Source organism: Nocardia sp. NPDC050412, from assembly GCF_044458825.1.
Lineage (GTDB): Bacteria > Actinomycetota > Actinomycetes > Mycobacteriales > Mycobacteriaceae > Nocardia.
Genome location: NZ_JBITIJ010000001.1, coordinates 760,847 through 776,430 on the forward strand (window position 1 = coordinate 760,847; position 15,584 = coordinate 776,430).

The 15,584-nt window shown below is 64.6% G+C and carries 10 protein-coding genes; 4 read left to right on the forward strand and 6 right to left on the reverse strand.

Annotated features, from left to right (window positions below; genetic code table 11):
• Positions 1 to 101 precede the first annotated feature (101 nt).
• A complete protein-coding gene (locus ACIBI6_RS03555; protein ID WP_396955170.1) occupies positions 102 to 1,553 on the reverse strand; it encodes an MFS transporter in 1,452 nt (483 codons plus the stop codon).
• 195 nt (positions 1,554 to 1,748) lie between these two features.
• Between ACIBI6_RS03555 and ACIBI6_RS03560 the strand changes: the two genes are divergently transcribed.
• Complete coding sequence (locus ACIBI6_RS03560; protein ID WP_396955171.1) at positions 1,749 to 5,912, forward strand: trypsin-like peptidase domain-containing protein; 4,164 nt, start codon at positions 1,749 to 1,751, stop codon at positions 5,910 to 5,912.
• Positions 5,913 to 5,939: 27 nt separating this feature from the next.
• Here ACIBI6_RS03560 and ACIBI6_RS03565 read toward each other — a convergent pair whose 3' ends face one another.
• Positions 5,940 to 6,605 (reverse strand): RNA polymerase sigma factor, encoded by a 666-nt coding sequence (locus tag ACIBI6_RS03565; RefSeq protein ID WP_396955172.1) that lies wholly within the window; start codon positions 6,603 to 6,605, stop codon positions 5,940 to 5,942.
• A gap of 175 nt (positions 6,606 to 6,780) precedes the next feature.
• Here ACIBI6_RS03565 and ACIBI6_RS03570 point away from each other — a divergent pair, with 175 nt between their 5' ends.
• Both ACIBI6_RS03570 and ACIBI6_RS03575 read left to right on the forward strand, forming a co-directional pair.
• Positions 6,781 to 8,043 carry a DUF4328 domain-containing protein gene (locus ACIBI6_RS03570; RefSeq protein ID WP_396955173.1) on the forward strand — a complete coding sequence of 421 codons (1,263 nt, stop codon included), beginning with the start codon at positions 6,781 to 6,783 and terminating at the stop codon, positions 8,041 to 8,043.
• Entirely contained in the window at positions 8,040 to 8,276 is a 237-nt protein-coding gene (locus ACIBI6_RS03575) for a hypothetical protein (RefSeq protein ID WP_396955174.1), read from the forward strand. Before ACIBI6_RS03570 ends, ACIBI6_RS03575 begins: the two co-directional genes overlap by 4 nt.
• A 19-nt stretch (positions 8,277 to 8,295) precedes the next feature.
• Here the strand turns inward: ACIBI6_RS03575 and def are convergent, their stop codons facing one another.
• Entirely contained in the window at positions 8,296 to 8,919 is a 624-nt protein-coding gene (gene def / locus ACIBI6_RS03580; protein ID WP_364340670.1) for a peptide deformylase, read from the reverse strand.
• 166 nt (positions 8,920 to 9,085) lie between these two features.
• Between def and car the strand changes: the two genes are divergently transcribed.
• Positions 9,086 to 12,565 (forward strand): carboxylic acid reductase, encoded by a 3,480-nt coding sequence (car, locus tag ACIBI6_RS03585; RefSeq protein ID WP_396955176.1) that lies wholly within the window; start codon positions 9,086 to 9,088, stop codon positions 12,563 to 12,565.
• Here the strand turns inward: car and ACIBI6_RS03590 are convergent, their stop codons facing one another.
• The 3 genes from ACIBI6_RS03590 to ACIBI6_RS03600 are packed head-to-tail and all read right to left on the reverse strand — an operon-like array spanning position 12,566 to position 15,553.
• The gene (locus ACIBI6_RS03590; protein WP_396955177.1) at positions 12,566 to 13,189 is read right to left on the reverse strand and encodes a TetR/AcrR family transcriptional regulator; all 624 of its coding nucleotides are present in this window, start codon (positions 13,187 to 13,189) and stop codon (positions 12,566 to 12,568) included.
• Positions 13,190 to 13,202: 13 nt separating this feature from the next.
• Positions 13,203 to 14,078 (reverse strand): SDR family oxidoreductase, encoded by an 876-nt coding sequence (locus ACIBI6_RS03595; protein ID WP_396955178.1) that lies wholly within the window; start codon positions 14,076 to 14,078, stop codon positions 13,203 to 13,205.
• Positions 14,075 to 15,553, reverse strand: a complete 1,479-nt coding sequence (locus ACIBI6_RS03600) for a flavin-containing monooxygenase (protein WP_396955179.1) — start codon at positions 15,551 to 15,553, stop codon at positions 14,075 to 14,077. Before ACIBI6_RS03600 ends, ACIBI6_RS03595 begins: the two co-directional genes overlap by 4 nt.
• Positions 15,554 to 15,584 lie beyond the last annotated feature (31 nt).

Here is a 15,584-nt window from a genome sequence, read left to right on the forward strand (position 1 = left end):
TGTCCGGCTCCGCCATTATTTGCCTCGCGATGATCCGAACCCGCCGAGAGTCCGGTGATCCCGGATGCGCCAACAAGCGAATCCGGGATCGGTTGTCGCACCTACCGTGCGGCGCGCGCGGACAGTGCCGCCGCAACCAATACCGTTACGCCCTCCGCAATCGCGGTGCCGCCCAGCGCATGTGCGGCCGACAGCACTGTACTGCCCGCGAGCCCGAGGAAAACCGACCCGAAGCACGCGATCCCGACTACGACACCGAGCTGCACACTGGTCACCAGAATGCCACTGGCATCGGCGGCGAGGGCCATCGGAATCCTGGCCAGGGTACGGGTCATCAGCGGGCTGAAGGCGAGGCCGAAGCCGATGCCCTGGATACCGAAGACGGCCAGCGGCAGCGGCCCGAAGTCGGCGCCGTTACGGAGCATCATGCCCAGCGTCACCATTGTGGTCGCGCCGACCGTCAGGCCGAACGGAATCATGGTGGCGTGCAGGCGATGTGGGATGCGCTCCCAGTTCAAACTGGCCAGCGCGAACGTCACGCCCATCGGAATGAACAGCAGACCCGCGTGCAGTGCGGTGTAGCCGAGAGTGCTCTGCAGGTGTATCGCCATGACGAACATCCAGCCGCCGAAGGTCGCCATGATCGTGAACAGTGTGCCCGCGGTGAGCGCCAGACCCGGTGACTTCAGTACCCGCTGTGCGAACAGCGGTTCACCGTCGCGAGCCGCAACGGCCCGCTCGATCGCAACGAACAATCCGACACCTATCACGCTGGCGCCCAGAGTGATCCACGTCCACAGCGGCCAGTCCTGCTCATGTCCCAATACCAGCGGCAGCACAAGCAGCAGTACCGAGATGGTGAGCATGGTCAGACCCGCGAGATCCAGCTTCCGATCGAATCGTGCGGTGGCCGTGGGCAATACCCGCGGCGCAATCAGCAGCAGCACCGCACCGATCGGCACATTCACCAGGAATACACCGCGCCAGCTGCTGCCGAACAGGTCGGCGTTGACGATCAATCCACCCGCCACCTGGCCGACGACCATACCGCCGGAAATAATCGCCGAGTACGCGCTGAGCGCCTTGGCCCTGGCATTGCCGGTGAAATTCCGCTGGATCATGGTCATGATCTGTGGAATCATCGCCGCGGCACCGGCACCCTGCAGGAACCGGAATACGATGAGCGAGAACTCATTCCACGCCAAACCGCAGGCCAGCGAGGCAACGGTGAACACCGCGAGCCCGGTAATGAAGGTGCGGCGCTGTGTGAACCGATCACCCAACCGGGCACCGGTCACGAGCAATACGGCATAGGCGATCACATACCCCGCGACGATCAACTGCAACGCGGATCCACTGGTATGCAACGAAGTACGAATAGAAGGAATGGCGACATTCACGATCGAGGCATCGAGCACCGCCATGAACTGCCCCGTGAGCAATACCGCGAGCACCGCGATGGTCCGCCGCGCACCGAACTCGGCGGGTTGAACTGCCGGCTCCGCAGCGGCCGACGTGGCCGCAGCGGTTCCCGGCTGCAAGGTCTGAGTCATGTGATGAGCTTGCAACCGATCCGACACCAGTAACAGGAGTCCGATAACACTGGTACTGGCAACACCTGGATACCGACCGGTGGACGCGGCGAGTGCCGTGGAACCGCGGCCAGATGATCACCTACGATATCGCCTTTCGATCTCGAGCCCCGTTGTGCCGCGATATGTTCGGTCGGGTACACAGGGAGAGGGACCATGACTGCAGGTGGTTCGAGCGCTGTCGCTCGGTTCGGCTCGGCGCATGCGCGGATCTGCACGACCACAGGTCAGGTCGTCGGCGCAGGATTCCTGGTCGGCCCGAACATCGTCGCGACGTGCGCGCACGTGATCGCGTTCGCGGCCGGTACCGATCCAAATGCTGTGCAGCCGCCGGATTCCGTTGTGGCGGTTGAGTTTCCGTTGCTGCCGTCGGTCGGGACGTGGCGTGCGCGGGTGCGCCGGTGGACCCCGATCGCGGGGGACGGTCGGGGTGATATCGCGATTCTGGAACTGGACGACGCCGTGGGCGATCCGGTTGTGCCGCCGCCGTTTTGGCGTGCCAATGACCCGTGGGGGCGCGAGTTCCGGATGTTCGGCTTTCCGGCGGAGTTGCCCGACGGTGTCTGGGCGTCGGGCGAGTTCCGGGAACGGCAGGGCACCGGTTGGTTGCAACTGCAGCGAGTCGGCGGTCAGCCGATCACGCGGGGGTTCAGCGGTGCGCCGGTGTGGGACAGCGGAACAGACGCGGTAGTGGGGATGGCGGCAGTCGCCGACCCGCGTGGGTACACCGGAACCGCGTTCATGATCCCGATCGCCGAAATACTCGGCATGGACCCCTCGTTCGTCCCCAACCCCTATCGTGGGCTGGAGCCGTTCGACGAGGAACACGCGGACTACTTCTACGGTCGAGACGACGACATCGATCGCGCGTTGGCGGCGCTGCGGAAGCGACCGCTCGTCGCGGTGGCCGGACCGTCGGGCATCGGCAAATCGTCGCTCATCCGCGCGGGGGTGATCCCCCGGCTCCGCGCACAGGGGCGCCAGATCGCGACCTTCCGGCTTGCCGGCGAGGTGTCGCCGGGCGATGCGGCCACGCCGGTCGTCCGAGCGATGACTCCACGATTCGATTTTCCGGACGGCGGCCAGCTTTCGACACTGCTGGCGCAGCAGGCGGCGCCTGAGCCGGGGACTGTCGATGATTCGGTGGCGCGCCTGCTCGAACGCGTGCCGCCGGAGGGCTTGGTGCTGTTCGCGGATCAGTTCGAGGATCTGGCTGCGACCGCGCCGGAGCGGGCGCGTGCGGTGCTGCAATGGCTGATGGAGCTCGCCCGCGCCGATACCGAGGGACGCATCCGAATTCTGCTCACGTTGCGGTGGGATGCGCTGAACAACCTGATCGACGCGGACCTCGCCAGCTTTCTCGACGGAGCCACGGTGGCGGTGGCACCGATGGGTCGTGACCAACTCCGCGACGCCATCCAGCGGCCCGCCGCCCGTGCGCCCGGAGCCGATCTACACCCGGCCCTCGTCGAGCGTCTCGTGGATGACACGGTGGGCGAGCCGGGCGCGCTGCCGCTGCTCGAGTCGACTCTGACGCAACTGTGGGATCGACGGGCCGCTGCTTCGATCACCGTCGATGACTACGAAAGAGCGGGCCGCGCAATAGGTTTCTTCACCGACCGCGCCGACCGTGTGCTGGCCCAGTTCACCGATCCGATCGAAGCGTTCGGCGTGCAGCGCTTGCTGAAGTTGCTCGCCGCTCCCGCTTCGAGCGGAGGCGGTTTCGTCCGGTCCGTGGTGTCGATGGGTGATTTCCCTGAACTGCGCAGTGTCGCTGGACGATTGGCGCGCGATCGGCTGGTCGTCGTGGGCCGAGACGCACATGGAACCGACACCGTCGAACTGGCCCACCAGGCCCTCATCGACAACTGGTCGCGGCTGCGCACCTGGCTGCAGGAAGACCGCGACTTCCGCGCCTGGCAGCAGCAACTCGAGCAGGACCGCCAGAAATGGGAGCTGTCCGAGCACGACAACGGCGCCTTGCTACACGGTAGGGCGCTGGAGGATGCGCTCGAATGGGTCGATAGGCGCAAACCCGAAGTCCCTGCGGCCCATCGGCTATACATCGCGGCTTCTCGTCGACTCCGCCGCCGCGAGGTGCGGCGCTTGTGGACCGTCACTGCGGTTGTCACCGTACTCGCCCTGGTCGCCTCCGGCACCGCGATCGTCGCCTACCGCACCAGTCAGGCCCGGACAGCACAGTTACGCGAGCAGGCGGGAATAAACCTCGCCCAGCAATCGGAGGCGCTCGGCAATACCGATCCGTCGACGGCTCTCCAACTCGCCCAAGCCGCAGGAAGATTCGCTCCGAACAATGCGGATGTGCGAGCGGAGCAGCTGCTCGCGCAGATTCGGCTCGGCGCATTAGAGGCCGCGTACAACGATCTTTGGTCCGATGTGCTGACAGCCGGCTTCAGCGCGGATGCGTCGGTGTTGGCAACTGCCCAATCGAATGGCCAGATCACAGTCTGGACAGGATTTCTCACCGGACCGCCGTCGCCGTGGCGGGTGGCGACGGTGCCGAATGTTGTCGGCGCACGCCTGAGCCCCGAGGGCGGCAAACTGGCGATCCTGAACAATCGTGGCGGCATTGCGCTGTGGGACGTGTCGACTCGATCCGGTCCCGTCACCGTTCGTCCCGACGGTGCGGATGTCGTGGGAAGAACGGCGCTCGTCGCAAAGTTCTCCCAGGATGGCAGGCAACTGTTCATTTCTGTCGACCCGAAGCGGGGCCATGGGACCTATCTCGGCGATCCCGATGTGATCGAACGATATGACCTGTCCGGACCGCCTCATCGGTTGCCCGACATTCCTGCCGATGGCATGCCGACCCGGACCATCGCACGGGTCGACTCCGCGAACGAGACCCTGTGGCTTTCGGAAACGGATGTCGATCTCAAAGTTCACCAGGTCATTTACGACCTGAAAAGCGGTCGGCCAGTTCGTGATTGGCCGGGGCGTGACGTCACACCGGACGGGCTGACCGTCGAATGCGCGGATGACTCGAAGACGCTGATTATTCGCGGCGCCGATGGTGCCGAACTTCGCCGGGTCGGTCTCGGCACCTGCGGATCGTTGCGACTCGACAGCACAGGACAATTCGCGATCGAATATTCCGGCGAGAACAGGGATGCGTTCGAGATCGCGAAGCTCGTCCACATAGCGACTGGACGTGTTTATCAGGTCCAGGTTCGACACAGCTCCGACGCGATCGCTCCTGCGGTACACCTCACCTCGGCTGGTCCGGTGTTGATCTATGCGGCGAGTAACGGCATCGAGCGATACGGGGCGGCGGCGGAGTCCAATTCTGATTGGGCCGAGATCACGCCCGACGACGTCACGGCCTTGTGGAGTCCCAACGGCCGCTATGTCGCTGGCTCTCGTGGCGAAACCTTCGAAGTCATCGACATGCAGTCGATGCGTCTCCTCTTCAGCCTGCCTGGTTTCACGCTTCGTGTCTGGCCACACGCGATGCTCGCCTTCACTCCAGATGGGCGGCACGCCCTGATGTGGACCGGCACTTCGCGGGTTGCCGTGGTGCTGATGCCGGCCTTCGACGAGATAGGTCGAATACCACTCCCGACGCCATCGGGCTTGAATTCGGCGGATCTATCGTTCGTCACCTTCGCCATCCGCAACGACGACGAAGCGGCCGCGCTGCACGCGGGAGCCATCACGCGCTGGCACATCGGCGACGGTCGACAGATCGGAGGTCAGGTCTTGCTCAGCCAGAATCTCGACGATTTGCGGACTACCGCAAAAGCGGCGACCCTCGTCGGTTACGCGTCGACAGACTCGGTAGTTGTCAATATCGCCGGCAAGTCGCTGCAGCTGTGGAATCTCGACAGCGGCGCACTGGTTCGCTCGTTCGAACTGCCGGGTGTAGGTGTGGCGAATGTCCATATGAATCCCGGGAACACCGAGGTGCTGGTTCAGGATGACTCAGGAGCGCTGTTCCGCTGGAATACCGCCACTGGTGAAACGGCGAAGATGGACATGCCGCCGGTACCGCACGACTCCGTTGTCGCCGGCTGGTCACCAGACGGTCTTGTCGTGCTCGGCAACAAGTCCGAAGTCGAGGTCTGGGACACCCGAGCAGGCACCAGCACGAAATTCACCGTGCCTGGATCCATCACGGTTTGGAAGCTCGTCGGAACGACGCTCATCGGTCTGTCGGACGTCGGATTGATCCGAATCAATCTCGACCGCAACGATATTCAGAAACGGCTGTGCCTGATCAGCAATCGTGACTACATCGATGCCGAACGCGACAAGCTCCCGCGCGGCGTCGACAGCAAGCCGCCATGTGCCCGCGGCTGATGCTCGAGCGTTGAATTCGATTGTGTATCAGGCGGCTTCGATGTTCGCGCGGAGCCGTTTGAGCGCGGCGTGTACGTAAGCCTTCACAGTCCCGTCGCCCACGCCCATGATCGCGGCTGTTTCGGCATAGGTGTTTCCCTCGAACGCGCGTACCACTACTGCCTCGCGCTCGCGGGCGGGGACGGCGTTGAGCGCGGCAACCAGCATGTGCCGCAACGCGATCACATCGTCGAAGGCGAGTCCGGCGCCGTCTGCGAGCTGTGCGATCCGCGTCTCGCCGTCGGGATCGAGGCGGTCGCGATCGTTGGCGGCCCGCCGCCAGGTATCGCGGGTCAGGTTCTTCGCGGCGGTCCAGATGTAGCGGCGCAATTCCTCGGCGTCGGTGATGTCGGGGCGCGCGGCGTAGACGCGCATGAACGCGGTCTGGACGATATCTTCCGCGTCGGTGCGGCTACCGACCTGTTTCGTGACCGAGGCCAGCAGCCTGTCCTTGGTCGATTCGTACGCCTCGATCAGCAAGTCGTCGAACGCCCGCGCCGAATCGGCGCCGCCACGCCCAATCCGAATCACCGACGTCTCAGGAGCGCTGGCGAGCAATAACAGCGGTTCCCGCGCACAGTCCTGCAGCACCGCGCCGAGCAGCGAGATGAGCGCAACGTCACGAACCCAATCGCCGTTGTCTGTCGTGCTCATCCGAACCGCCTTTCTGTGTCCTTACCGAACTACAACAGGTCGGTGCCCGAAAAAGTTGGGCACGAAACGTGGGCAACCGTTTGCCCCGTCACCAGGTTGAGGGATGCATGAAACCGTATCCCGCAACACCTCCGCAGGGCTTCGACAATCCCCCGCCTCTTGGGACGGACGAAAGATGATATTTCAGCCGCAACCCGATAGCAGCCCGAATCTCCATCACGGAGACCGACCAAATGGCGGGACCGCGATCGCGGCGGGTGTGCTCGCCTTGCTCGGCGCGGCTCATCGGCTGCTGAGCGCAGTGCTTGCGGTCGGCCTGTACATGTTCCTCGACACCGGCAGTGAGCTGCTTCGCGAGGCGGATCGCCCGATGCGGACGACCATGCTGATCTCAGCCCCGATCTTCCTGGTGATCGGCGCGCTGCTGCTCCTCGGCGGCATTCAGCTGCTCCGCAGGAGTCGGCTGGGCCGTGCGTTCGTCGTCGCCGCATGCGTGGCCGACATTGCTTACGGGATAATCGAATTCGCGATCGTTAAGGCGGTCGCCGCGAGTAACGACGATCTGATCTCGATCGGCAGTCCGGTGCTGGTGACGGTCGGGGTCATCTTCCCGGTCATCACGATCGGATTGACCGTCGCCACCGCCACGACGCGGTGGCTCGATTGCGACGACTCACGGAACTCGGCGAGCCTCCAGACCGCACTCGAGCAGAATCAGAGCCGGGTGTCTCCGTCGGCCACCCCCGGTGCAGTGCGCGGCCCGCTGCGAGCTGTCCGGCCGATCGACGCGCTCGGGCGTTGGTCGATCGGTTTGATCGGCTGCACCACAGCTGCACTGCTCGTCTTCGTGAACACCGAGGCGATGGGCCATCGTGCACTCGACAGATATCACGGGGAGTACCCGAATATCCAGGCCCGCACTGAGTTTCATGACTGGTCCATGATCGTCGGTCCGGCCGTGATCATCATGTTCGTGGCTTTGCTCGGCACGGGGATCGTGTTCCTGGTGTGGCTGCGGCAGGCCAGGAGCAACGCCGATGCGCTGTGTGCGGCGCGCCATCGGCTACCGATCGGGTGGGTGGTCGGCGGCTGGTTCTGCCCCGTGGTCAACCTGTGGTTTCCCGCGACGATCCTGACCGACGTCCTGCGCGCCAGTGATCCGCGGACACCGAAGGATGCGCCGGACCTCCGCGGGCGTCCGGGCGGGTTGTTGGTCGGCGTGTGGTGGTCGGCGTGGCTGGCCACATGGACCGTGCTTTTCTGGCCAGTCGATTCCGACTTTCTATCGCCGGTGCGGGCCGCTGTCGTGGCGCTGTTGATGGTGGTTGCCGGGGCCTGCGCGGCTGTGATCATCACCCGAGTCGGCAATTGGCAGCGGTCTGAGGCACTGGCGGGCGGTTCCAGTGACAGCCGAGATCGATCGTGTGGTCCCCGATGAGCCGAACGACCGAGACCGGCCTGCGCCGTTTCATCGGCCCGGAGATTTACCAGCGCAATAGTTTTCGTGTGGCGGGACTGGACGTCACGGTATCGGCTCGTGCGGTCCGTCGGCGGTCTGGATCAGCAGGCACGGCTCGCTCCAGCTCGGCCGGGCAGCCGCCGCTGCGCCAGCGCTCGCTCGGCGAGCGGCCCGTGCAGCTCATGCGACTCCCGCCGCGCTACGAGGGATGACCCCGTCGACGAGCCGAGTTCAGGGGAGGTCGAAGCCCAGGGCGTCGGCTGCGGCGGCGGGGGTCGGCTGGGACCAGCGGTCGGTGAGGGTTTGGGTGGAGGTAAGGGAGCGGGTGATGGCGCGATCGATGTAGAGGGTGCCGTCGAGGTGGTCGGTTTCGTGTTGGACGATACGGGCGGGCCAGCCGGAGACTTCCTCGTCCAGTTCGCGGCCGCGCTCGTCCTGTCCGCGCAGGCGCACGTGGGCGTGGCGCGCGACGACGGCCTGCCAGCCCGGAACGCTCAGGCACCCCTCGAAGAATGCGGCGCGGGCGTCGCCGATGGGTTCGTAGGTCGGGTTGACCAGAACTCGGAACGGTAGCGGGACCCGTCCGCGGACCGCGCGCACATCGTCGGTCACTTCGGCCGGATCCTCCAGCACGGCCAGCCGCAGCGGTATCCCGACCTGCGGGGCGGCCAGTCCGACACCAGGGGCGGCATGCATCGTCTCCCGCATAGCCCGCACCAAGCGATCCAATTGGGTCTGCGTCAGCTGGCCGGCGTAGCGTGCGGCGGGCGTTCGCAGCACCGGATCGCCTGCGGTAACAATGGAGAGTGGACCACCGAGCAGCGTCTCGACAAGATCGGGAAGCGGGATCGTCATGGTTTCAGCATCGCAAAGCGCCGCGCGGCGCAATGATATGGCCAGGCCCGTTGCCGAATATGGACCGCCCTGGAATATTTAGCCAGGCTAACGTGTTACTGGATACAGGCGTCTTCAATCTGAACAGAACAACCGACGGTCGGCATGCGACCGAAGGAGGCTGGCCATGATTATTGATACGCGGATGGAACAGGTCATGAATCGCATCGCCGACCTGTATGCCACCTATCCGGACATTCGCAACGCGCGACCGATGCCGGACACTTTCGCCGCGATCCGAGAACCCGGAATGCGGCCATCACAGATCGTGGCGACGGTCATGGCGGCCTACGCCGATCGCCCCGCGCTCGGGCACCGGGTCCTCGAACTCACCACGGACGAGTCCGGGCGATGCACGCTGCGACCGCTGCCCGAATTCGGCACCATCACTTACGGCGAGTTGTGGGCGCGCGTCGGTGCGATCGCCGCAGCCTGGCATCACAATCCCGACAACCCCATCGAAGCAGGCGACTTCATTGCCACGCTAGGCTTCACCAGCAGCGACTACACCACGCTCGATCTGGCCTGTCTGTATCTCGGCGCGATTGCCGTGCCGTTGCAGGCCGGTGCGGCGCCGAGGCAATTGTCGGCGATCATTGCCGAGACCGAACCACGTATCCTCGCCGCGGCCGTCGAAACCCTCACTACCGCAGTGGAATGCGTGCTGGCGGGCCCGACGCCGGAACGCCTTGTGGTCTTCGATTACCACCCCGAGGACGATAATCAGCGCGGCGCATTCGAATCCGCCTGCGATCGCCTGGCGAACACTCCGATAGTGGTGGAATCGCTGGAGTCGGTACTCGAACGCGGCCGTACCCTGCCGCCCGCGCCCCTGTTCGTACCCGACGACGACGCTTTGGAACTGCTGATCTACACCTCCGGCAGTACCGGAACCCCCAAGGGCGCAATGTACACCAGCCGGTTGGTAACCGCGATGTGGTTGGCCCAGCCGGAGGTCGCCGGGATCGGCCTGAACTATATGCCGATGAGCCATATGGCCGGACGCATGTCGCTCTACGGCGTGCTGGCTCGCGGCGGCACCGCGTATTTCACGGCCAAGAGCGATATATCGACGCTTTTCGAGGATATCGGCCTCGTCCGGCCGACCGAGATGTTCTTTGTGCCACGCGTGTGCGATATGGTTTTCCAGCGCTATCAGAGCGAAATGGAACGTCGCGCCGAACCGGGCATCGACCGCGCTGAACTGGACCGTGCGGTGAAAACCGAACTGCGCGAGGACTTCCTGGGCGGCCGATTCCTATCGCCCATCGTCGGCAGTGCGCCGCTGGCCGCCGAGATGAAGACATTCATGGAATCGGTCATCGATATGGATCTGCACGATGGCTACGGTTCGACCGAGGCGGGCGGCGCCATCATGGTCGACAATGTGATCCACCGCCCACCGGTGCTCGACTACAAGCTGGTGGATGTGCCGGAGCTGGGATATTTCGGTACCGACCAGCCGCATCCGCGCGGTGAGCTGCTGCTGAAGACCACCACCATGATTCCCGGTTACTACAAGCGTCCCGAGGTCACCGCGGAGATCTTCGATGCGGACGGTTTCTACCGGACCGGTGACATCGTGGCCGAACTCGGACCCGATGAACTCGTCTACCTCGACCGTCGCAATAATGTACTGAAGCTTTCCCAGGGCGAATTCGTCGCGGTCGCACACCTGGAATCCGTATATGCCAGCAGCCCGCTGCTCGAGCAGATCTTCGTCTACGGCAGCAGTGAACGCGCCTACCTGCTCGCGGTGATCGTCCCGACCGAGGAGACGCTGCGCAGCGCTGATCCCAAAGCGGCACTGAGTGATTCACTGCAGCGCATCGCAAAGGCGGCAGATCTCGAATCGTATGAGATCCCGCGCGATTTCCTCATCGAAACCGAACCCTTCACCACCGAAAACGGTCTGCTCTCCGGTATCGGTAAATTATTGCGTCCCAAACTGATCGAGCGCTACGGCGAGCGGCTGCGGCAGCTCTATGCCGAACTGGCCGAAGGTCAGGCGAACGAACTGCACGTACTGCGCCGCGAAGCCGCCGACCTGCCGGTTCTGGAAACCGTGAGCCGAGCCGCGCGGGCATTGCTCGGTTGTGCGACAACCGATCTGCACCCGGATGCGCAATTCACCGATTTGGGTGGCGATTCCCTGTCCGCGCTGTCGTTTTCGAATCTGCTCCGCGATATCTTCGCCGTCGAGGTGCCGGTGGGCGTTATCGTCAGCCCGGCCAACGGTTTGCGCGAGTTGGCGGAGTATGTCGAATCGGCGCAGAGGTCCGGCTCGATCCGTCCCACCTTTGCCGCGGTTCACCCGCACGGCGGCCTCGCGCGTGCCGATGAACTGACGCTGGACAAGTTCATCGATGCGCAAACACTGTCCGCAGGAACGAATCTCCCACATACGACCGAGACGCAGACGGTGTTGCTGACAGGTGCCAACGGCTATCTCGGCCGCTTCCTGTGCCTGGAATGGCTGGAGCGACTGGACAAGACGGACGGCGCACTCATCTGCATCATTCGCGGCAAAGACGCTGCGGCAGCGCGGAAACGGCTCGACGAGGCCTTCGACAGCGGTGATCCGGAGCTGCTGCGGCACTACCGCGAGCTGGCCGGCCGCCGCCTCGAAGTGCTGCCCGGTGATATCGGCGAGCCGAATCTCGGCCTGGATGACGCGACGTGGCATCGGCTGGCCGACACCGTCGACCTGATCGTGCACCCGGCCGCGCTGGTCAACCATGTTCTGCCCTACGACCAGCTGTTCGGTCCCAATGTCGTCGGCACCGCCGAACTCATCCGCCTGGCCATCACCTCGCGGATCAAGCCCGTCACCTATCTGTCCACCGTGGCCGTCGCCGCCCAGGTACAGCCGTTGTCCTTCGTGGAGGACGGCGATATCCGCGAAATCAGCCCCACGCGTGCCATCGACGACAGCTACGCCAACGGCTACGGCAACAGCAAATGGGCGGGGGAGGTCCTGCTGCGCGAAGCGCACGATCTGTGCGGACTTCCGGTCGCGGTCTTCCGCTCCGATATGATCCTGGCGCACAGCCGATTCGACGGCCAGCTCAACGTTCCGGACATGTTCACCCGACTGCTGCTGAGCCTGGTGGCCACCGGCATCGCCCCGTACTCCTTCTACGAAACCGATGCCGACGGCAAGCGCCAACGCGCCCACTACGACGGCCTGCCCGTCGACTTCACCGCCGAAGCGATCGCCACCATCGGCGCCCGGGCGCGCACCGATTTCCACACCTTCGACGTCCTCAATCCACACGACGACGGCATCTCGCTCGACGAATTCGTGGAATGGCTCATCGAATCCGGCCACCCGATCCGGCGGATCGATGACTATCAGGAATGGTTGAGCCGATTCGAAACCGCGCTGCGCGGTCTTCCCGAGAAACAGCGGCAGGCCTCGCTGCTACCGCTGCTGCACGCCTATAGCCGACCCGGTCGGCCGGTCCATGGTGCCGCCATCCCGGCAAAAGGTTTCACCGCTGCCGTGCAAGCCGCGAAAGTCGGTGCCGACCACGATATTCCGCATCTGACGCCCCGGCTCATCGACAAGTACGTCAGCGATCTGCGATTGCGTGGACTGCTGTAATCAGGTAAGCCCGAGAATGGTGATGGTGAGCCGGGTGGCGTAGTCGACGACCTCGTCGCGATTGGCCTCGACGTCGCCGTCGAGCCAATCGAGGAACAGCGCGACGAGCGCGCCGGATATCGCGCTGACCGGCAGCGGAATCCGGCCCGGGGCGGAGGTCAGACGCGCGGCCTGCTCCGGTGCGAGTTGGGTGGCGACGAGCGTGACGAAGGCGGGGAGTGCGTCGGCGCCGTGGGCGCGCAGCGTGTCATCGGCGAGGGTTTCGCGGAACATGATCCGTCCGCGGCGTGGATCGTCCGCGAAATACTGTGCCGCCGCGTCGAAAGCCGCTCGGGCGCGGGCAGTTTCGTCGAAAGGCGCGTCGACCAGCCGGGTTGTGACGGCATCGACGAGCCCATGTGCGGTCTGGTCGTAGATCTCGATCAGCAGGGCTTCGCGATCAGCGAAGTTCTCGTAGAAATAGCGCAGGCTCAGGCCCGCCTCACGACACACCGCCCGCATGGTGGTCGCCCCCGCGCCCTCGCCGCCGAGCAGCGCGTAACCCGCGCGCACGAGTTGTTCGCGGCGCTCGGCGGCGCGGCTGGCCATGGTGCTGCCGCGCCAGGTAGATGCTGACGAACTCACGGGTTGGATCATGTCATGCGTCGCTGGACTCGCGTTGTTCCAGCTTGCGGAGCAGGATCCGCAACTGTTCGTCGGTGCTGAGGTACTGGTCCATCAGCACGTTGATCGCACCACGCAGCAGGGAATAGGGCTCCCAGACGCGGGGTGCGATGGTGCGCGGGGCTCGGTGGGCAATGCCGTCGGCGACGGCCAAAGCGGCCTGAGCGGCGCTGATGCGCTGGTTGAGCGGCCAGGGCAGCATGGCATCGGCCGCGCGGCCGAATTCGTCGTCGTCGAGCGTGTGGTGGGTCATGGCGGTGTCGACGATGCCGAAATAGGCGACCCCGGCGGTGGCGCCGGAGGCGGCGAGTTCGACCCGCAGCGCGCGACCCAACTGTTCCACACCGGCCTTGCTGATCATGTACGCGGACCCGCCCATACCGGGCGCGAATGCCGCACAGGAGGAGACCACCACGACGTGGCCGCGGGTGGCGACGATATCGTCGAGGGCGGGTCGGACGGTGTTGAACACGCCGGTCAGATTGACGCCGATGACGCGGTCGAAATCGGCGGGATCCATCGTGCGCAGTGTGGCGGGCGTCGGGGTTATACCGGCATTGGCGATCACGAGATCGATGCGGCCGAAACGATCACGGACCGTGGTCATGGCGGCGATCATACTGTCGCGGTCGGCGACATCGGCGCGCAGCGGGATCGCCCGTGACCCCAATCGCGATGCGACAATGCCGACCTTGGCCTCGTCCAGGTCGAGCATGACGACCCGCGCGCGGCGGCGGTGCAGGATCTGCGCCAGTTCGGCACCGATGCCGCGTCCGGCGCCGGTGATCACCACGACCTTGTCGGCAATGTCGAAGGTGTCATTGGTCGGCAACAGCCGCAGCAGGTTCATGATGCCTCGATCAGGTAGTCGTCGGAATCGAATCGCTTGGTGCGCCTGGCATATTCGAAACTCCAGTTCGGATACAACCCGGCATTGTGATGGCCGTCGGCGGTCTGGTAGTAGCTACGGCAGCCGCCGGTGACCCACACCGTATCGCGGCTGCGCTGCTCCATCTCCTCGACGAAGTCCCGCTGCACCTGCGGTCGGACCTCGATGCGGCGAAGTCCGTTGTCGCGCATATTCTTTACCGCGTCCACGATATAGCGGATCTGGGCCTCGATCATGAAGATCGCCGACTGGTTCCCGGCCGCGCCGAACGGCCCGAGGGTGGTGAAGAAGTTCGGAAATCCGGTGACGCTGGTACCGAGATAGCTGCGTGGACGTTCGCGATACAGCTGTGCGAGTGTGCGCCCCGCGGTGTCGTGGATGGCCTCGAATATCCGTGGTGGCACACCGAATCCGGTGCCCCAGATGATCGTGTCGACCTGGTGTTCGGTGCCGTCCACGGTGACGATCGATCGCGGCCGGATCTCGGCGATTCCGGCGGTCTCCACCTCGACATTGGGCTTGGACAGCGCGGGGTAGTAGGCGTCGGAGAAGATCGCGCGTTTGCAGCCGATCATGTAGTCGGGCGTGAGCTTGCGGCGCAGTCGCGGATCGGGAACCTGCCGACGCAGCTGCAATCGACCCAGTGCTTCGAACGGATGACGGAACCGTTTGTCCACGAACCCGACCAGGCCGAACCCCTCGATGCCGGTGAAGTACGCGGCGCGGATCGTCTTGCCCAGCATGGGCATCCGGCGCAAGAGCAGGCGCTCGACGGTGCTGGTCGCCCAATCCATGCGCGGCACGATCCACGGCGCCGAACGCTGGAACACCGTCAGTCGATCCACGATGGGCTGGATCTCCGGAATGAACTGCACCGCGGACGCGCCGGTGCCGATGACCGCGACCCGCTCACCGGTCAGATCGTGGTCGTGATCCCAGTGCAGGGAATGGAATTGGGTGCCGGTGAAATTCGGCATACCGGGCAGACTGGGGATCTGTGCCTCGCTGAACGGTCCGATCGCCGAGACCAGCACATCGGCGGTCAATGTCCCCTGTCCGGTGCGGATGCGCCACCTTCCAGCACCTTCGTCCCAAATCGCGTCGAGTACTTCTGTGTCGTATCGAACGTGTTGTGGCACAGCGTATTCGATTGCGACGCCGCGCAAATAGTCGAGGATCTCCGGCTGGGTGCCGTAGCGGCGGGACCAATTCGGGTTCGGGGCGAAGGAATACGAATACAGCATCGAAGGCACGTCGCACGCACAGCCCGGGTAGGTGTTGGCGCTCCAGGTACCGCCGAGATCGGAGCCGCGTTCGAGGATGACGAAGTCGCGGAACCCGGCCTCACGCAGCTTCACCGCCAACCCGATACCGGCGAACCCGGCCCCGATCACAACGATCGGCACGTGGTCGGGTGGTGTCGTCGGCTGATCCATCTTGCACTCCTCCGGACGAGTACGCGCCCGA